Below are 19,532 nucleotides of genomic sequence, written 5' to 3'. Positions count from 1 at the left end.
GAAAGGATTTCTGACAGACTTTTTGTTACAATTTTAGTAAATAAAGGAGGCTTCATAATATGAAAAAAATAGTTGAGATCAGAAATCTTGTAAAAAGTTATGGAAAAAAAGAATATGAAGTGCAGGTGTTAAAGGGGATCAATCTGGATATCCAGGAGCATGATTTTATCGCCATCATGGGACCCAGCGGGGCAGGAAAGTCCACACTGCTGAATATGCTTTCCACTCTGGACAAACCCACGAGGGGCCAGATTTTTCTGGACGGGGAGGATGTGACAAAGGTGGACAACAAGCGTCTTTCCATTATCCGCAGGGATAAGATCGGATTCATATTCCAGGAATACAACCTTTTGGATAACATGAGTCTGGAGGATAACATCGCGCTGCCACTCTCTTTAAACGGTGTCAAAAGCAGTGAGGTGAAGAAACGTGTGGAAACGATGGCGGAGCTTTTCGGCCTGAAAGATCATCTTTCCAAATATCCGTATCAGCTCTCCGGCGGACAGAAGCAGAGAGGGGCCAGTGCAAGGGCGCTCATTACCAATCCGGAGATCATTTTTGCAGATGAGCCGACAGGTGCATTGGATTCCAAATCGAGCCGTGACCTGCTGATGAGTTTACAGTCGGCAAATGAATCCGGCAGGGCTACAATTTTGATGGTGACGCATGATGCATACACTGCAAGCTATGCAAAACAGGTCTATATGCTGGCAGACGGTCAGGTTCAGTGCAGGGTATATAACAAGGGAAGCCGCAAGGAATTTTACGAAGAGATCATGGATCTTCTTGCCTCAATGGGAGGTGAGAGAGAATGACACTGATAAAGCTTGCTTTCTCTAATTTTAAGAGGAGTGTACATGAATTCGGAGCATTGATCATTTCACTGTCGTTTTCCGTATTTATCTTTTTCAATTTTCAAAACATCCTGTACTCGGATTCAATGGATGTGCTGCAGAGTATGAATAAAGATTATATTGATATGGTAGTTCATGCGGCTTCCGTGGTCTTCTGCGTATTTTTATTCTTCTTCATCTGGTATGCCACAAATGTATTTTTGAACCAGAGAAAAAAAGAGATAGGGATATATACGTTTATGGGGCTGGACAATGTAAGGATTGGAAAAATGTATGTGCTTGAGGCTATGTTCATCGGCCTGTTCTCCGTGGCTGCCGGACTGGTGACTGGTACGGTTTTTTCAAAATTGTTCCAGATGCTGTTAATGAAGCTTTCCGATATTAAGGTGGATATACGATTTTCCTTTTCACTGAAACCGGCTTTGATCACGATGATTATATTTTTTGCGTTTTTCGGACTGATGATTTTAAAAGGATATATTTCAATCCTTAGAAGCAGTGTGTTGAACATGCTTTCAGGAGCGAAACAAAAGGAGATGAAGCAGGAGAGATCCTGGCTGACTCTGATAAAAGTAATCCTTGGAATCGCTGTCCTGACAGCTGGATTTGTATGTGCACTGAAAACAGGAGAGATCGATACGCTATGGTATGCATTTTTGGCAGTCGTGCTGGTTATTCTGGGAACATATCTGTTATACGGCGGGGCGATCCCCTACTTTGTCAGGAAACTGACAGAGCGAAAAAGTTTCCTCTACCAAAAGGAACGCACGCTGTGGGTCAATAATCTGTCCTACCGGATCCAGCGCAATTACCGGACCTATGCAATGGTAACGATTCTGATGATCTGTGCAGTTACGGTGCTGGGAATTTCCATAGCAATGAAGCAGCGCTATGATAAGATCGTTCATTTTAAAGATACCTTTACCGTTCAGGTCGTTGCACAGAAGGAAATGGATCTAAAGGAGATCGAAGCGGGGATCGAAAAGGAAAATGAGGTGGAATACAGTGCAGAGGTTTCCTATCTGATGCTGGACCCGGGTTATTTTCATACAAAATATGTAAACAATAATTATGCAGTCATTCCCTTTTCGCAGTTAAAGCGTACGGCAGAGCAGTCAGGCCTTCCGCTTGATTATCAGAAGCTTGGGAAAGATGAGGCGATTGAACTGTCTCATGTCATATTAATGAGCTTTGTTGGAAATGACGGGCAGAGGGAGGCACAGATCAACCAGGAGCATTTAAAAATCCTGGATGAAGTTGATACGCCATATCTGGGAGGACTGCAGGAAGCGATGAGTATCTATGTGGTAAACGATGAGGTTTATAAAAAGCTGGAACCGCTGGGAATGAAGATCTATATGTATAATTATAAACTGAAAGATCCGTCTAACCTGGACGCGTCCAAGCCATACCTTGAGTCACTGACACAGCAGAATCAGGATGGACAGTATCAGGCAGGAGTCAACTTCTCAGGTTCAGAGAGCAAGACAGAATCCTGGATCCGCGTGATGTATTCCTTATGTATCTTTATGTTCGTGACCCTGATACTCGCTGGCAGCAGTATTATATTTATCAAGCTGGGGAATGATTCCTATGAAGATAAAGAACGTTACCGGATCTTAATGAAGCTTGGCGTGGGCAAAGACGTGCTGGGGAGATCCATCAAACAGGAGATCCGGTTTACCTATTACTGCCCCTTTATTTTGATGGCGGTGACCTCATGGTTTGCAATCAAGGCACTGGGGAATGTCATGAAGGAGGATCTGTTTAAAGTTAATATCTATAGTGCGGTCTCGGTGCTTGTAGTATTCACGGCCGTGTATCTGATATCGGTAAAAATATTCAGGCGGAGAGTGCTGTAATTCAAAGGGGTCAGACCCCTTTGCGGTCCGAATTCAGAATATTCTCAAAACAGAGACAGCGAAAGTTTCTAAGTAAAGAAAATAGTTTCCTAGTTCAGACAATATGTGCTACAAAATTCTTGATAGAAGAGTTGGGCAGCACTGTTTTTATGTTGTGAAGCGGATTATGAAGGGGAATTACCTGACTGGATTGAGAAGATTGTAAGAGAGTAAGAAAGGCAGGGGGATGAAAGAGATCCCCCTGTTGATATTCCTATTGCCCTTTTAACATTTCGTAAAGTACATAGAAATTCCCTGACCGCCGCCGATGCACATGCTGATCATAGCGTTCTGTTTTTCAGAGCGCATTAATTCATACAGTACTTTGACTGTCAGGATACATCCCGTGGCGCCGATCGGATGTCCGATGGAGATTCCGCCTCCATAGATATTGACCTTCTTACTGTCCAGTCCAAGATCTCTGCTGACTGCATAAGCCTGGCTCGCGAATGCCTCGTTTATCTCAAACATATCGATCTCTTTTAAGTTAAGACCAAGTTTTTCAGCAAGCTTTTCACTTGAAAATTTCGGAGAATATCCCATAAGCTCAGCATCAAACCCGGCAACAGCATATCCTTCCACTTTTAGTTTCGGTGTCACATTCAGTTCGAGGGCTTTCTCTGCGGACATGATTACAACAGCAGCTGCACCATCATTTAAGCTGGAGGAGTTACCGGCAGTAACAGTGCCATCTTTTACGAAGCAGGGGGTTAACCGGGCCAGTTTTTCAAGCGTCTGATCCGGTCTCGGCCCCTCATCCGTATCGAAGATTGTAACATTTCCTTTTCGGTCCCTTAATTCTACAGGAAGGATTTCGTCTTTAAACTTGCCTGCATTGATGGCAGCACATGCTTTTTGATGACTCTCAAGTGCAAACCGATCCTGTTCTTCACGGGATACGTGATACTTTTGTGCTACATTTTCTGCTGTCACACCATTATGGCTGCCGTTCAGCGGCCAGGTGAGAATGTCAATGACCCCGTCTTCAAATGTTTTATGTCCCATCCGTGCTCCCCACCGGGCGTCCTTTATATAGTACGGGAGCTGTGAAATGCTTTCTGTGCCCCCTGCGACAACCACATCTGCCTGTCCGGTCTGAATCTCCATGACAGCTTCCGCAATGGACTGAAGAGAAGAGCCACACTGTCTGTTTACAGAATAGGCAGTTGTCTCTTTGGGCAAACCTGCTTTGAGGCTGACTGCCCTTGCCACAAATCCGTTCTCAGCAACTTCGCCTACCTGGCCGATAATGACTTCATCGACAGAAGCAGGAGTGATACCGGCACGTTTTACCGCCTCTTTGACTACCATGGCACCCATATCAATTGCAGAAAGATTCTTTAAACTTCCTCCAAAGGATCCAACAGGCAGTCTGACACCGCTTACAATTACAACATCTTTCATAAGAATACCTCCTAAATATGATTGACAAAATATAAAATATATTATATTATCGATTATATATCATAGATAATATAAAAGCAACAAGAAATTTATTAAGGAGGAAAACAATATGAGACGACCTGAATTTGTGACTGCCAAAGAAGCAGTGCGTACGATTAAAAACGGGGACACTTTTGGGATGGTTGGAATGACACTAAGCGGATCACCAGAAGAGATTTTAAAAGAAATGGAGCGTTCCTATCTGGAGGAGGGGGGTCCAAGAGATTTAACATTTGTACATGCAGCAGGGATTTCTGACAAAGTAGGAGGCATGAACCGCCTTGGACATGAGGGAATGCTGAAAAGGGTAGTAGGTTCTCACTGGGGCCTTGCACCAAATATGATGGACATCATTACCAATAACAAAGTGGAAGCTTTCTGTATGCCGCTTGGTGTACTTGCACATTTACATAGCACTGTCTCAAGAAGAGAGCCGGGGATGATCACGAAGGTTGGCTTAGGAACTTTTGTGGATCCAAGATATGAAGGCGGCAAGATGAATGACAGGACCAAGTCGCTGGGGGAAGATATGGTTGAATTGCTTGAGATAGACGGGGAAGAATACCTCAGATATAAAGCGACGAAATTTGATCATCTGATTATACGGGGCACATATGCGGATGAGCTGGGAAACATATCTACGATAGATGAAGGATGTGTTCAGGAATTACTGCCGGCAGTTCTTGCAACAAAGAAATTCGGCGGTAAGGTGATCGTTCAGGTAAGACAAAAGATCGCCAGCGGTTCTATTCCACCGAAGGAAGTTACGATTCCAGGAGTTTTTGTTGATTATGTTGTGGTATCAGAGAACCCATTTGAGAATCACCGGCAGTCTTCCGGATGGTATCAGGACGATACTTATTCAGGACAGCGTAAAGCTCCGGCAGCAGAATTAGACATTATCCCACTTAATGAGCGTAAAGTAATCGGACGAAGGGCAATGATGCAGCTTATGCCGGATACAGTCATTAATGTAGGAACCGGAATCCCGAATGATTCGGTTGGTCCGATCCTGGCAGAAGAAGAGATGATGAATGATATAATGGTAACGGTAGAATCCGGAATCTACGGCGGTGTTCCGGCAGGCGGGATGGATTTCGGAATCTCCCAGAATGCAGAGGCATTGATTCCTGTGGATGATCAGTTTGATTTTTATGAAGGAGCAGGCGTTGATTATACATTCATGGGATGCGGCGAACTGGATTCCCACGGAAATATCAATGCGACAAAAATGGGGAACATAGCACCAGGATCAGGCGGTTTCGTGGACATTACCAGTGCTGCAAAGAATGTTGTTTTCTGCTCTACTTTCATGGGAAAAGGACTGAAAGTGAAATTCGATGAAGAGAAAGGGGTGGAGATCGTTCAGGAAGGAAAAATCTGCAAAGTAGTAAAAGATGTACTCCAGGTATCATTCAATGGTGAACTGGCAAATAAACGTGGACAGAATGTATACTATGTGACGGAACGGTGTGTATTTAAGATCGGAATCGATGGTCCTGAGATTATAGAAGTTGCCCGTGGGATCGATCTAAAGAAGGATATTCTTGATAAGATGGAGTTTACCCCTAAAATCAGTAAAGATTTAAAAGAAATCCCAACCTGTATTTATAGAGAAGGCAAATTTGGGCTTAAGGAAATTGTAGCTGGCAGAAAATAGAAATTAGCAGGGCTTGACAGAACAGTATTTAAAAGCTATGGCAGTAACCTCAAATTAACATAAAAAACTTTTGCAGATCGATCACGATTGTCTCAGGATCATTAAAAACAATCATAATATGTAGAAATTTGATACATAATGAAGGGGTTCGGCTTGACAATATAAATTAAGAAAGTGTAAGATAAATATGTGATTATCGATAATATAAGATTGTAAAGGGAAAAGGTGCTGGTTATGGCTAAAGTAAAATTACAGAAAAAAGTGTTAAGTGAACAAATCAGAGAACAGCTCATGGAGTCTATTCTGAACGGCGAGATTAAACCAGGGCAGAAGCTTGTTGAGAATACAGTGGCAAAAGAATTTGGAGTGAGTCAGGCCCCGGTGAGAGAGGCTTTTAAGAGTCTTGAGGCACTTGGACTTGTCAGCGTCGAACCATATAAAGGGACTACAGTAAAAGAATTTGGTTATGAGACCATGCATGAATATTTTGTAGTGAGATCTGCTTTGGAAGGACTGGCAGGAAGACTGGCAGCGGAAAATATTACAAAGGAAGAGTTAGAAGAGCTGGAGATCCTGTTGGCCGATATGATAGAGGCGGCAAAAGCGGGAGATTACATGAAACGTTCCGAGATCAATCAGCTGTTCCATAATGCTATTATAGAAGCTTCTCATAATTCTTTGCTGATCAATGTCTGTAAAAATGTCAGACTTGGAAGCTGGTCCAGGATCACTTCGAAGTATACGACACTGGACGCTGATTTTATGGCAGTCAGACATAAAGATATGATTGATTTTCTGCGTGCAGGAGATGCTGATGGGATTGAAAATGCACTTCATCAGCATATAGAGGATAGTTTTGAGAGCTTTAGTGCGGATTTTTATAAGAATATGAAAAATGAGAAGTAATTATTTGATACCTTAATCTGCGGCCTGCCGCAGACCCGCCCGCAGGGCATGAGTTACGGGATGCCCTTTGGGTATAGTTTAAAAGCAGAATAATTTACAGGAGTCGAAAAGACACTGCCCCAAGAGAGGACAGTGTCTTTTTTTATAGGAAAAGAAGTGAATAAAAATATATACAAAAATGAACCGGAAAATTTGGAGTAATTTAACGAAAATGATAATCGATAATCAATTATCATTGACTCCATGCCGGAAACGTGGTAAAACAAATATATAATCGATTATATATAAACGATAGAAAGGAGATGGGTAATTATGAAGGCTGATAATCCGGTAAAAGACTTTTACATTGACAGAGAAAAGATCAAATACATCGGTACAGATCTGCAGCGTCCTGAATGTATACTGGCTGAACCTGACGGAAGCCTCTGGGCAGCAGATGCCAGAGGAGGTGTGTGTCATATAAAGCCTGATGGCAGTCAGGAGGTCATTACACAGAAGTATGCAGACAAGATTGATCATTCTTCGTCCAATGTAAACCGTTTTTTTGAAGGAACCCTTCCAAATGGTCTGGCTTTTGATCAGGACGGCAATATTCTGATTTCCAATTTCGGAACAGATTGTCTTGAAATCATGGACAGGAAGACTGGAGAAACGAAGATACTTCTGGATACCATCAATGGAAAACCAATTGGAAAAGTAAACTTCGTATATCGTGACAGCAAAAACAGGATTTGGATTACAATCACGACGATGAAGAAAAACTGGCTGGATGCCTTAGACCCGGATCTGGCAGATGGATATATCGTAAGATATGACCACCGTGGAGCCCAGATTGTAGCGGACGGTTTGATGTTTACCAATGAAGTAAGATTTGATGCAAAGGAAGAATTTCTCTACGTTGTAGAGACTACTGGCGGGAGGATCTTACGGTTTAGATGTGATGAAAACGGTGATCTGCATGATCGTCAGATTTTTGGACCAAACCATATGGGAGCAGGTGCGTATCCGGATGGAATCGCATTCGATGTATATGGAAATCTGTGGGGAACATGTGTATATTCGGACAAAATCTGGGTCATTGATCCGGATGGAGAATACCGGGTACTTTTAGATGACGGTGATCCGGAAAAAGTAAAAGCTTTGGATCAGGCGTTTAAAAATAAGTGTGTTACAAATGAGATCCTGTTTGAAACAGGAAGGGGTATAGCACCGTGGATTGCCAGTCTCACCTTTGGCGGAAAAAATCTCCGTAATGTCTATATCGGATCTTTAAGAGCAACATCGATACCATACTTTGAGGCACCGGTTGCAGGCCTCCCAATGGTTCATTGGAAATAAATACATAGAAGGAGTAGAAAGAATGAATTGTTATAGTGAAGAAATAAGCAGCAATAGAGCGGTGATCCGCATCGACGTGTTCAGTGAGGAAAAGAGAGATTTCCTGGTTGAGGATGATACTTTTTTGAACTATCGTCTTGCGGATGTAAAGATAAGCAAAGAGATTACAAAGGAAAAAGCAGATATTGTCTGGAATGTAGATAAACAGCCAAAAAATATCAGCTATTTAGACGGAGTACTTACACTCGATGGACAGTGGGAAGAAGGCGAGCTGAATAAAATCATGGTAAGTATGCTCGCAAATGAAATGGATAAATGTGGACTTCACCCATTCCATTCCTCCTGTGTTGTATATAAGGGAAAGACAATTCTTCTGGTAGGCGGAGAGAATAACCACGGTAAGTCTATGAGTCAGCTGGAAGGCTGCCGAAGAGGCGGTGCTATCTTCTCCACAGAGACAACGGTTACGGATGAGGACGGAGTTGCTCTGTATGGATCTACCAATGTATACATCAGGAAACGTGCAAAAGGAACAGAGAGAAGCGACCTGCCAAACCAGGATGAAGGAGTTGCAAAGTTCTGGGACAAAGAGCCGGAAATGAAATATATCTCAGGACCGCTTAAGATCGATCTGGCAGTAATGCCGGGGATTGACGGACACTTTGATACACAGGTTACGAAGATGGAAAGTTTTGAAAAGTGTTATCAGTCCTTCCATTCACTGATGAACTTCTTTGGACTTAATCAGCTGCTTTGCGGAAAAACAGGATTGGTTATGCCGATTCTCGATACAGATGAAAGAAGGCAGAAAAGAGGGAAGTTCTTAAAGAAGTTCTGTGACCCGATCCCGTATTACATGATTCGGGCAAAATCACCTCAGATCCTTTTTGACGAGATCGAAAAATTATTATAATAGCGGCAGGAAAGATAGGAGAGAAAATGGGAGAAAAAATCGTAAAGAAAATGAAAGTACTGCGTCTGAATGCACCAAAACAGCTGGAATACTGTGAAATGCCGATTCCAAAGCCGGGGCTGAACGAAGTGCTCTGCAGAGTAGAGTCTACCTCTATCTGTGGCACAGATCCCCATATTATAGATGGTGATTTTCCGGGATTCTGGCCAAAGGATTTTCCATTGGTTCCCGGACATGAGTGGGCAGGAGAAGTTGTTCAGCTGGGACCGAATGCAGAGCTTTACGGCTGGAAAGCCGGTGACCGCGTGGCGGGCATTGCAAATATGGGATGCGGCTTCTGTAAAAACTGTATGGAAGGCCGATGGACCATCTGCCTGAATTATGGAAAAGATAAGATCCATAATATGTACGGACACATTACACCGGGAGCCTATGCACAGTATATCAAGGTATCCATCAAGAGCATTGCAAAAATACCGGATTATATGGACTACAATCTGGCGGCATGCATGGATCCGCTGAGTATTGCTTTACATATGGTGGAAAGAAGTAAGATCGAGGCAGGAGATGACGTGCTGGTGAATGGCGCAGGAGCGCAGGGATTGATGGCAATCATCTGCTGTAAGAGTCTCGGGGCAGGACGTATTTTTGTGACAGGAAGCGGAAGACGTCTGGAGCAGGCAGCAAAATTAGGAGCAATTCCAATCAACTATAAAGAAGATAATGTTGCAGAAGTAATCATGGAGGCCACGAACGGACTTGGTGTTAAGCGGGTCATGGAATGTGCAGGAACAGCAAGCGGAATTAAACAGGCATGGGAAGTCATTGCAAGAGGTGGCTGCATCTCAACGATCAGTCTTCCAAAAGAGGAAGTGCCGATACCGGTCAGAAAGCTTGTTCTGGATGAAATTGATTTCATTGGAAACAGAGCAAATCCGAATACGCTTGAAAAGGCAATTGTTCTGGCAAACCAGCACCATGAAGAATTAGAACAGCTGATTACCCACGAATTTCCAATGTCAGAATATGAGAAAGCTTTTGAAATTTTCAGAGGAAGGTTAGATAACTCATTAAAAGTAATCGTAAAGCCGAACCAGGAATAGGAGAATATTATGCATGAACAACAGTTTGTCTATGTAGGAAAAAGGGTAGAACGCCCGGATGCCGTTGGTAAGGTTACCGGGGAAACACAGTATATCGCCGACATGAATATGCCTCATCAGTTGTATGCTGCTTTGGTAAGATCTCCACATGCCTATGCCGATATTAAGAGTATTGATTACAGTGAAGCAGCGAAAATGGAAGGTGTCGCAGTAGTCATCACAGGGGAAGATGAACATACAGGAATCGGACATTATGCCGCAGAGATGCCGACACTTGCCTATAAAAGAGTTATGTATTGGGGGGAACCGGTCGTTGCGATTGCTGCCGAAACATTAGAGATTGCAAAGGCGGCCTGTGAGAAGGTAAAGGTAGAGTATGATGTTAAGAAGCCGGTTCTTACCCTGGAAGACTCATTGAAGGGGGATGTGGTGTTCCATGACTGGTCTAAACTGAATACACATCATGAACTTTATTATGAGCAGGGAACTAATATCTGTCAGCACGTAAAAGTACGTGAAGGGGATATGGAGAAGGCATTTGCCGAGGCTGATTATGTAATTGAAGGGGAATACGAGACAACGGGAATTCAGCATGTATGTCTGGAAGGACATGGTGCAATTGCGAAATTTGACAGGGACGGTCTTGTTGTATGGACATGTGCCCAGTCACCGTTTTTTATGAGAGGCCAGCTGGCCAGAGCATTCGGTCTTCCACAGAATAAGGTGCGCATGATCCTTCCGCCGATCGGGGGCGGATTCGGAAATAAGTGGGAGCTTCGTGCGGAACCGCTGGTTGCAGCTCTTGCAAAGAGAACAAAAGGACGCCCGGTAAAACTTTTATTTACCAGAGAAGACGAATTTAAGGGAGCTTATTCCCGTGGAGCACAGAAGATCAGGATCAAATCCGGAGTTATGAAGGACGGAACGATCGTAGCAAGAGAAGTTTATAATCTTCAGGATTCCGGTGCTTATGTAAACGGAGCACCTCGTCTGAATTATTTGTCTACATATGCCTGCTGTGGACCATATAAGATCAAAAATGTAAAAGTAGATACGCTGACAGTCATTACGAATAAGCTGCCGACAAGTGCTTACAGAGGATTTGGCATCCAGGAAGTATCCTGGGCATGTGAATGCCATATGGATGATATTGCGAAGGAAATCAAAATGGACAACTATAAGTTCCGTGAGAAGAACCTCTGGGAAGACGGATATGTTACTCACACAGGAGAAAAATTATTCAGTGTAGGTATTAAGGAATGTCTGGAAGCTGCTGCTAAGGGGCTTGACTGGGATGTGCCGATTGAGAAAGTGGCTGCCGACGGAAGACTTAGAGGCCGTGGATTGTGTCTGACATGTAAGATTACGGGAACACCATCCGGTTCCGCTGCCATTGCCAAACTGAATGAAGACGGTACGGTTGACCTTCTGAAATCTGGTACTGATATGGGACAGGGAAACAATTCCGTTGCTTGTATTTTCTTTGCAGAAGCGATGCAGATCGATATCAAAAAGGTAAATGTAGCTCCTGTTGATACCTTGTATACACCTTACGAAAAATCTGCTACAGGATCCAGACTGACATTTCACATGGGAAGAGTCCTGATTGAAGCAGCACAGAGTATCCATGAGCAGTTAAAGAAGAGAATGGGGGATCATTGGGGATGCCCGAAAGAGGATGTTGTAATTAAAAACGGAATTATCAGAGGACACGATAAAGAGGGAAATCCTACAGAACTGGCGATCAATGATCTTGGTAAGGCACGTGTATTGATTGAGCAGGATCCGATCATCGGAGTAGCAGCCCATAATACTGTTGATATCTGGGATAAACCGGACCGTGAGACAGGTAAGTCTTCACGTGTATCCGTCCTGTGGTTCTGGACAGCACATGCGGCACAGGTATTGGTGGATCCAAAGACAGGAAAGGTCGAAGTAGAGAAATATTCAGCGGCTCATGATGTCGGTCAGGTCATCAATGAAGATTCTGTACGCGGTCAGATTGAAGGCGGAATCATCCAGGGACTCGGACATACACTTCTTGAGGAACTGGAATGGGATGAGAACGGGACAATGATGAATCCGAATATGGCAGACTTTAAGGTGCCAACGGTAAAGGATGCAGGTTTCCCGATGAATATTACATTAGTAGAAGTTCCACATCCGGAAGGACCGTATGGTGCAAAAGGAATTGGCGAATGTTGTGTAACTGGAGTACCGGGAGCGGTTGGAAACGCGATTTTTGATGCAACAGGTGTCAGAATGACAAAAATTCCATTAAAACCGGATCAGGTATACCTGGCGCTGAAGGAAGCTAAATTTGGAAAGAGGTGTGAAAACAGATGTTAAAACCGTTTAAATTAATTACAGCTAGGAATCTGGAAGAAGCGTTACAGAGTGCAGTTCAGGGTTATAAGGTTGTCTGCGGGGGGACGGATGTTTTCGTAATGATGCATAAAGGGGTAGAATACCCGGCATTAGTAGATATTTCCGAATTAGAAGGCCTGAAAATAATTTCTTATGATGAAAAAGAAGGCATGACAATTGGTGCAGGCGTTACCCACAGCCAGATCGAGCACAATGAATATGTGAAAAAGTTTTATCCGGCACTGGCTGACGGATGCTGCAAGATCGGCTCTGTTCAGGTCCGCAATAAGGGAACAATCGGCGGAAATATCTGCAACGCTTCTCCGGCAGCAGATACAGCAGGACCGCTTCTGCTTTATGATGCAGTTGTCAATATCGCAGGAATACAGGGAAACAGACAGGTTCCGATCGAAGAATTCTTTACAGGTGTTAAGAAAACCGTATTGAACCAGGGAGAGATTGTTCTCAGTGTTCAATTAGCTCCGCCGCAGAAAACGGAAGGCAGTGCTTATCTGAAACTAATGAAGCGCGGTGCGCTGGAAATCGGAATTATGAGTGCAGGAGTCAGATTTATCTGTGATGAGAATGGACAGTGCACAGATGCCAGAGTCACACTTTCAGCAGTGGCACCGACCCCGATACGCGTGCATATGGCAGAATCAGCACTGATCGGAGGGAAGATCAGTGATGAGGCGATTCTTCAGGCGGCAGAAACAGCATATGAGGCTGCATCTCCGAAGACATGGCGAAACAGTGAACAGTGGTCTAAGGATATGGTAAAGGTCTATATCCCAAGAGCAGCAGAGATCGCATTAAACCGTATGAAAGGAGCGTGCTGATATGGAAACCCGCGCAATTAGTTTTGACATTAATGACCGTCATATCAATCTTACCGTGCCGGTACACCGCACACTGTTGGAAATGATCCGTGAAGATATCGGACTGACAGGTGTAAAAGAAGGATGTGACGAAGGGGAATGCGGAGCATGTACTGTCATTATGGACGGACAGGCTATTCATTCCTGCTGCACACTGGCCGTCAGTGCCGATGGGAAAAAGATTATCACGATCGAGGGACTTCAGAAAGAGGATGAACTGGATTTGATCCAGCAGGCTTTTATTGATGCAGGTGCTGTTCAGTGCGGGTATTGCACACCAGGTATGATCTTAAGTGCAAAAGCACTGCTTGATGTAAACCCGGCACCGACAGAAGAAGAGATCCGCACAGCAATTGAGGGAAATATCTGCCGTTGTACAGGGTATGAAAGAATTGTCCAGGCAATTACACTCGCAGCCGATTATAGAAGGAAATAGCAGGAGGGTTATTATGGGAAAAACAACCGTAGCTTTAGCAGGAACATTGGATACCAAAAGTGTAGAGTATGCATTTGTAAAAGAGGAAATTATCAAATCAGGCTGCGATGTGCTTGTGATTGATACCAGCGTGTTAGGAGAAGCAACATTTGAACCGGATATCAAAAAGGAAGAGGTCGCAAAAGAAGGCGGCGTAGATCTGGCAGAATTTGCTGCACGTGTAGAAGGGGATACCCGTGTACGTGCCAACAGGGCAATGAGTGCAGGCCTTGCTGTTATTCTGAAAAAGCTTGTAAAAGAAGGCAGAATTGATGCTGTACTGGGTATGGGCGGTACCGGTGGAACAGACAGTTTGAGCGCAGCATTCAGACAGCTTCCTCTCGAGTTTCCGAAGATGCTGGTTTCTACAATGGCATCGAATAATACGAAACCTTATGTTGGAAATTCCGACATGATTATGATGTATTCCGTAACTGACATTGCAGGTCTGAACAGCATTTCCCGCGTAGTACTTTCTACGGCAGCCCATGCAGCGGCAGGAATGGCCCAGGGATATGCCGAAACAAAGAAAATGACAGAAAAATCCAATCCGCTCATCGCCATTACCATGTGGGGTGTTACAACACCATTCGTCATGAAGATGCGTGAGATCCTGGAGACAAGAGGCTTTGATGTTGTCATCTTCCATGCGGTAGGAGAAGGTGCAGCAATGGAAGAACTGATCGATGCAGGGATTATAGATGGTGTAATCGATGCAGCACTGCCGGAAATCCTGAACCAGAAACTGGGAGGAATCTTTGCGGCAGGCGAGGGTAGAATGGATGCGGCATCAAGAAAGGGGATTCCGGAGGTCGTAGTACCGGGCGCAGTGGAAGCCTTCAATTTTGGGGCGCCGGACACTATTCCAGAATGCTATAACACACCAGAGCGCAGGGTGATCCTGCATAATCCAAATATAACGTCTTTGCTTGCAACTCCGGAAGAGATGGTCTGGCTGGGCGAATATGTAGCAGAACATGTAAATGCCAATCCGGCTAAAAAGGCAGTTTATCTGCCATTACTCGGACTGGACCGCTATATGGCAGAGGGCGGCCCATGGTTTGGACCAGAGTATCTGACTCCATTATTCGATGCAATTAAGACAAATCTGAATTCAGAAGTTTCTGTAACAGAGATGGAAAACCACATCAATGATGAAGCGTTCGCAGTTGCTGTGGCAGAGAAGTTTCTTGAGATTTATCAGGAATCATAGAAAAGGAGTTTTATGAAAAAGCTGGTTATTTACTCAATATTAGTTGCCATTCTGGCAGGCGTTGTGACTCTGATTACAGATCTTTTACAGGCAAATGACATTATATCCGTGGATGCAGGTCTTACTTTTGTAACATTTGCATGCTGGGCATCATATTTCCTGTATGGTGCGGATCCAAAAGGGGCGCTTAAGGGTGGAGCGAGTATGATCGTGGGGCTCGTCTGTGCAATTATTATCTATGTATTTACTAACATATTTGCGGACATGGGCTGGAATGTATCCTATCTGGCCCTGCCAGCAGCCGTTGTCATAGGGGTAGTTTTAATGTGCCTGGGAGAAAAAATTCCCTATGCCAATAATGTGGCGGCAATTTTCATGGGAGCAGCAATGTATTTTGCAATCATGGGAACTTCAGCAGGATCAAAAGGTTATGTGATCGCTGCTTTAGGAGAAATATTATATGGAGCATTAGGGCTGCTTGCAGGATATTTAACAGTAGCCATCAGCTCGAAGGTACGTAAGTAAAATGATATTAGAAAAGGCAGAGAAATGGCGGAAAACGCATGTTTTCTTTGCCTTTTTATAAAAGGAGGTTCTATGCGGGAGAGAAAAAGAACCGGTGTGATTATCACTGCAGCAGGATTATCACGTAGAATGGGGGAGTTTAAGCCTCTTTTGCTGCTTGGAAATAAGACAATTATCGAGCACATGATCGATAATGCAAGATTTGACGGTATGGAAGAAACAGTTGTTGTTGTCGGCAGGGAAAAAGAGAAGCTGGCAGAAAAACTGAAAGATAAAAATGTGAAAATAGTAGAAAACAGGGATTTTGAGTCATCAGATATGCTCACGTCCATAAAATGTGGGATTCGTAAGCTGAGTGATCATATCGAATGCTTTTTTATCATACCGGGGGATATGCCGCTTGTTTCAAAAGCATGTTATCAGTGTATGCTGGCGAAGTATGAGAGCAGTAAAGATCCGGGAATCGTACAGGTGAGATATCAGGAAAGCGGAGGACATCCCATACTGATCCCGGCAAAATACAGGGAACATATCCTGGCTTACGGGGGCGGAAGAGGATTAAAGGGGGCTTTGAAGCCTTTTCAGGATGACATACAGGTTCTCAGGTGGCATGAAAGCAGTGTCCTGGTGGATATGGATACTCCTTCTGATTTTGAATTTATAAAAATGATTTATGAAAGAAAGAGAATACCAAGGAAAATGGCAATCTTTGATATTTTAAATAGAAATCAGGTTTCGATAGAGGTGGTTCATCACTCACTTGCTGTTGAGAAAATTGCACTTCTCATAGCCGAACATGCAAGAAAAAAAGGATATCCGATGAACCTTAGCCTGATCAGTGCGGCCGCGCTTTTACATGATGTGGAGCGGGCAAAACCGAATCACGCACAAAAGGGTGCTCAGCTTCTAAGAAAACTGGGATATGATCAGGTAGCAGAGATCGTAGAAGAGCATATGTTTATTTCATCTGATGCAATGGAACATATTGATGAAAGAGCTGTTGTATTTCTGGCGGATAAGCTGGTTCAGGAAGACCGGGCAGTCAGCATAGATGAACGTTTTGAAAAAAGATTACTGGAATTTGAAGACAACCCCGAAGTTTATCAAAAGATTCAAAAGAACAAGGAAAACGCAGTGAAATTAGAAAAAATCTTATTATAGGGATAAACAAACCGGGAATGGCCTGCAAAGGACAGATAAGGGTATTGCTTGAGATGATAGAGGAGAGAGGACTATGAAGCTTATAAGGACACAGGACGCAGTGGGACATATACTATGCCATGATATTACACAGATCATCCGAGGTGTGACCAAGGATGCGGTATTTCGAAAAGGACATGTTGTGACAGAGGAGGATATTCCGGTTCTGCTTTCCGTAGGAAAAGAACATTTATACGTGTGGGAAAAGCAGGAAGGAATGCTGCATGAAAATGAGGCTGCCCAGGTGCTGCGGGAAATCTGCCAGGGAGCTAATATGCATCCTACAGAGGCAAAAGAGGGGAAGATTGAGTTAATTGCAGACTGCGACGGCTTATTGAAAGTAGATTCTAAGCGGATGAAAAAGGTGAACAGCTTAGGAGAGATGATGATTGCAAGCCGGCATGGAAACTTTCCTGTGAAAAAGGGGGACAAGATTGCGGGGACACGCGTGATCCCTCTTGTGATCGAGAAGGAAAAGATGGAGAGGGCGAAGGAGACATCAGGGGAGACTCCCATATTTGAGGTTCTGCCTTTTTGCCACAGGAAGGTGGGGATCGTGACAACAGGAAGCGAGGTGTACCATCATCGGATCGAGGACACATTTACCCCGATGATCGAGGAAAAACTGGCCGAATATGATACCGAGATCCTGGGACATGAGATCTGCAATGATGACCACGAGATAATCACAGGGGCCATCATGAAACTGTTGGAAATGGGATGTGACATGGTGGTGTGTACAGGCGGGATGAGTGTGGACCCGGATGACCGCACACCGCTGGCGATTAAGAATACGGGGGCTGAGATTGTCACCTATGGGGCACCGGTACTGCCTGGGGCGATGTTCCTGCTGGCATATTACGATGGGAAGATCCCGGTTATGGGACTGCCGGGCTGCGTGATGTATGCGAAACGGACGATTTTTGATCTGGTCCTGCCGCGGCTGATGTGTGAAGAGAAGTTAAAAGTAGAGGATTTAAGCTGTCTGGGTGAAGGCGGATTATGTCTGTCCTGTCCGGTGTGCACATTCCCGAACTGCGGATTTGGAAAAGCGGAGGCATAGAATATGAAGGATCTTTATGGGAGAACAATTGATTATATGAGGATCTCGATCACGGACCGCTGCAACCTGCGCTGCCGGTACTGTATGCCCACGGGCTTATGCTGGATGCCGATGGAGGAGATTCTGACCTATGAGCAAATTGAAACAGTCTGTCGTTCAGCAGTTTCTATTGGAATCAACAAGTTCAAAATTACAGGAGGCGAACCCCTTGTGAGAAAGGGCTGTCCTGAGCTGATCGGTAGAATCAAGCAGATACCGGGTGTGGAACAGGTGACGATAACCACAAATGGAATTCTGCTGGCTGAACAGCTGGATCGGTTGATTCTGGCGGGTGTGGATGCGGTGAATGTAAGCCTTGATACTTTGGATGCGGAAAAGTTCCGGTGTATTACGGGATTCGATATGCTGGATCGGGTAAAAGCCTCTATTCAGAGTGCAGTGGATAAAGGTGTGAATGTGAAATTGAATACGGTTCTGCAGAGTGGAGTGAATGACAAAGAATGGCCGGAACTTATGAAGCTGGCAGAAAATCACCGCCTGGATGTACGTTTTATAGAGATGATGCCGATCGGTTTCGGAAAAAAGAGCAGGATGGTTTCCAACAGAGAACTGCTTTTGAGGATGAAGCTGCTGTATCCGGGGATAGAGGCTGATGAAGTGAAACACGGAAATGGCCCGGCGGTATATTATAAGGTGCCTGGATTTGAGGGAAGTATCGGTTTTATCAGCGCAATTCATGGAAAGTTCTGTGATAGCTGCAATCGAATCAGGATGACCTCCACCGGAGAACTTAAGGCCTGCCTGTGTTATCAGGATAGTATTTCATTGCGTGATGCGGCAAGACAGAGCGATGAGAATGAAATCAGGAGACTTCTTAAATTAACAATCAGTAAAAAACCGGAGATGCACTGTTTCGAAACCATGGATTCAGTCACAGAGTGCAGACAGATGGTAAAAATAGGAGGATAGAAATGGGAAAGTTATTAGGAATCTGTATCAGTGAGAAACGGGGTACACAGAAGCATATGGTTGAGGGAGCGTATATTGTAGAAGGATGGGGAATAGAAAACGATGCTCATGGCGGTGACTGGCATCGTCAGATTAGTCTTCTTTCGTTCGAGAAAATAGAAGCATTCCGCAGAAAAGGTGCAGATGTCGATTTTGGGGCCTTTGGGGAGAATCTGATCGTGGAGGGATATGACCTTCGTACACTTCCATTGGGAAGTAAATTCAGGATCGGCGGGGCTTTGCTGGAACTGACACAGATCGGGAAGGAATGCCACAGCCACTGTGAAATCTTTAAGAAAATGGGAGAGTGTATCATGCCGCGGGAAGGAGTGTTCACAAAAGTACTGCATGGCGGATATATCAAGCCGGGCGATGAAGTAGAATTGATCCTGCCAGATGAAGCATAAAAAGTATTGTAAAAAAGTATAAAAAAATTGTAATTTGTTGTTGACAAATGCCAGTAAAATATGGTAATCTAATCGAGCTGTCGCTTGAGAGAGTGGTTGAAAACAGAAAGAACCGGGTTTTAAAGCGAAAAAGAAAATGAAAAAAGTTCTTGACAAACAGCAAACGATATGATAACCTATAAAAGTTGCTACTGACGACAAAAACCGACAGCAGAAACGACAAAAAGAACCTTGATAATTAAACAATAGACAACAAACCCTTGAAAATTTCTTATAGA

17 protein-coding genes are annotated in these 19,532 nt (G+C 44.1%); 16 read left to right on the top strand and 1 reads right to left on the bottom strand.

Going from position 1 to position 19,532, the window contains the following annotated elements:
- Positions 1–59 precede the first annotated feature (59 nt).
- Both AC4OGX_RS08335 and AC4OGX_RS08330 read left to right on the top strand, forming a co-directional pair.
- Positions 60–815, top strand: a complete 756-nt coding sequence (locus tag AC4OGX_RS08335; RefSeq protein ID WP_493329747.1) for an ABC transporter ATP-binding protein — start codon at positions 60–62, stop codon at positions 813–815.
- Complete coding sequence (locus tag AC4OGX_RS08330) at positions 812–2,716, top strand: FtsX-like permease family protein (RefSeq protein WP_493329745.1); 1,905 nt, start codon at positions 812–814, stop codon at positions 2,714–2,716. The genes AC4OGX_RS08335 and AC4OGX_RS08330 overlap by 4 nt, the downstream gene beginning before the upstream one ends.
- 264 nt (positions 2,717–2,980) lie before the next feature.
- On the opposite strand, the gene AC4OGX_RS08325 is transcribed toward AC4OGX_RS08330, so the two are convergent.
- Positions 2,981–4,159 (bottom strand): thiolase family protein, encoded by a 1,179-nt coding sequence (locus AC4OGX_RS08325; protein WP_493329744.1) that lies wholly within the window; start codon positions 4,157–4,159, stop codon positions 2,981–2,983.
- 109 nt (positions 4,160–4,268) lie between these two features.
- On the opposite strand from AC4OGX_RS08325, the gene AC4OGX_RS08320 reads away from it, so the two are divergent.
- From AC4OGX_RS08320 to AC4OGX_RS08255, 14 genes are all read left to right on the top strand, one after another.
- The gene (locus AC4OGX_RS08320) at positions 4,269–5,858 is read left to right on the top strand and encodes an acyl CoA:acetate/3-ketoacid CoA transferase (RefSeq protein WP_493329742.1); all 1,590 of its coding nucleotides are present in this window, start codon (positions 4,269–4,271) and stop codon (positions 5,856–5,858) included.
- A gap of 234 nt (positions 5,859–6,092) precedes the next feature.
- Positions 6,093–6,764: a GntR family transcriptional regulator gene (locus tag AC4OGX_RS08315; protein ID WP_493329740.1), complete on the top strand. Its 672-nt coding sequence runs from the start codon at positions 6,093–6,095 to the stop codon at positions 6,762–6,764.
- A 312-nt stretch (positions 6,765–7,076) separates the two neighbouring features.
- Complete coding sequence (locus AC4OGX_RS08310; RefSeq protein WP_493329738.1) at positions 7,077–8,102, top strand: SMP-30/gluconolactonase/LRE family protein; 1,026 nt, start codon at positions 7,077–7,079, stop codon at positions 8,100–8,102.
- A gap of 22 nt (positions 8,103–8,124) precedes the next feature.
- Positions 8,125–9,015 (top strand): hypothetical protein, encoded by an 891-nt coding sequence (locus AC4OGX_RS08305; RefSeq protein ID WP_493329736.1) that lies wholly within the window; start codon positions 8,125–8,127, stop codon positions 9,013–9,015.
- A gap of 26 nt (positions 9,016–9,041) precedes the next feature.
- Positions 9,042–10,118: a zinc-dependent alcohol dehydrogenase gene (locus tag AC4OGX_RS08300; RefSeq protein WP_493329735.1), complete on the top strand. Its 1,077-nt coding sequence runs from the start codon at positions 9,042–9,044 to the stop codon at positions 10,116–10,118.
- A gap of 9 nt (positions 10,119–10,127) precedes the next feature.
- Positions 10,128–12,467, top strand: a complete 2,340-nt coding sequence (locus tag AC4OGX_RS08295; RefSeq protein WP_493329733.1) for a xanthine dehydrogenase family protein molybdopterin-binding subunit — start codon at positions 10,128–10,130, stop codon at positions 12,465–12,467.
- Positions 12,461–13,324, top strand: coding sequence for an FAD binding domain-containing protein (locus AC4OGX_RS08290; protein WP_493329731.1), 864 nt, complete (start codon positions 12,461–12,463; stop codon positions 13,322–13,324). Before AC4OGX_RS08295 ends, AC4OGX_RS08290 begins: the two co-directional genes overlap by 7 nt.
- 1 nt (position 13,325) lies before the next feature.
- On the top strand, positions 13,326–13,799 hold the full coding sequence (locus AC4OGX_RS08285; protein WP_493329729.1) for a (2Fe-2S)-binding protein: 474 nt from the start codon (positions 13,326–13,328) through the stop codon (positions 13,797–13,799).
- A 13-nt stretch (positions 13,800–13,812) separates the two neighbouring features.
- On the top strand, positions 13,813–15,051 hold the full coding sequence (locus AC4OGX_RS08280; protein ID WP_493329728.1) for a Tm-1-like ATP-binding domain-containing protein: 1,239 nt from the start codon (positions 13,813–13,815) through the stop codon (positions 15,049–15,051).
- A gap of 12 nt (positions 15,052–15,063) precedes the next feature.
- Positions 15,064–15,576 (top strand): DUF1097 domain-containing protein, encoded by a 513-nt coding sequence (locus tag AC4OGX_RS08275; RefSeq protein WP_493329727.1) that lies wholly within the window; start codon positions 15,064–15,066, stop codon positions 15,574–15,576.
- Positions 15,577–15,648: 72 nt separating this feature from the next.
- A complete protein-coding gene (locus AC4OGX_RS08270) occupies positions 15,649–16,737 on the top strand; it encodes a DVU_1551 family NTP transferase (RefSeq protein ID WP_493329726.1) in 1,089 nt (362 codons plus the stop codon).
- A gap of 73 nt (positions 16,738–16,810) precedes the next feature.
- Complete coding sequence (locus tag AC4OGX_RS08265; RefSeq protein ID WP_493329725.1) at positions 16,811–17,839, top strand: molybdopterin-binding protein; 1,029 nt, start codon at positions 16,811–16,813, stop codon at positions 17,837–17,839.
- A gap of 3 nt (positions 17,840–17,842) precedes the next feature.
- The gene (gene moaA, locus AC4OGX_RS08260) at positions 17,843–18,808 is read left to right on the top strand and encodes a GTP 3',8-cyclase MoaA (protein WP_493329724.1); all 966 of its coding nucleotides are present in this window, start codon (positions 17,843–17,845) and stop codon (positions 18,806–18,808) included.
- A 2-nt stretch (positions 18,809–18,810) separates the two neighbouring features.
- Positions 18,811–19,254, top strand: coding sequence for an MOSC domain-containing protein (locus tag AC4OGX_RS08255; RefSeq protein WP_493329722.1), 444 nt, complete (start codon positions 18,811–18,813; stop codon positions 19,252–19,254).
- Positions 19,255–19,532: the final 278 nt, after the last annotated feature.

The organism is Faecalicatena sp., from assembly GCF_058819085.1.
Note: the sequence above shows the minus strand (reverse complement) of the source record. Positions and strands in the feature narration are given on the sequence as shown.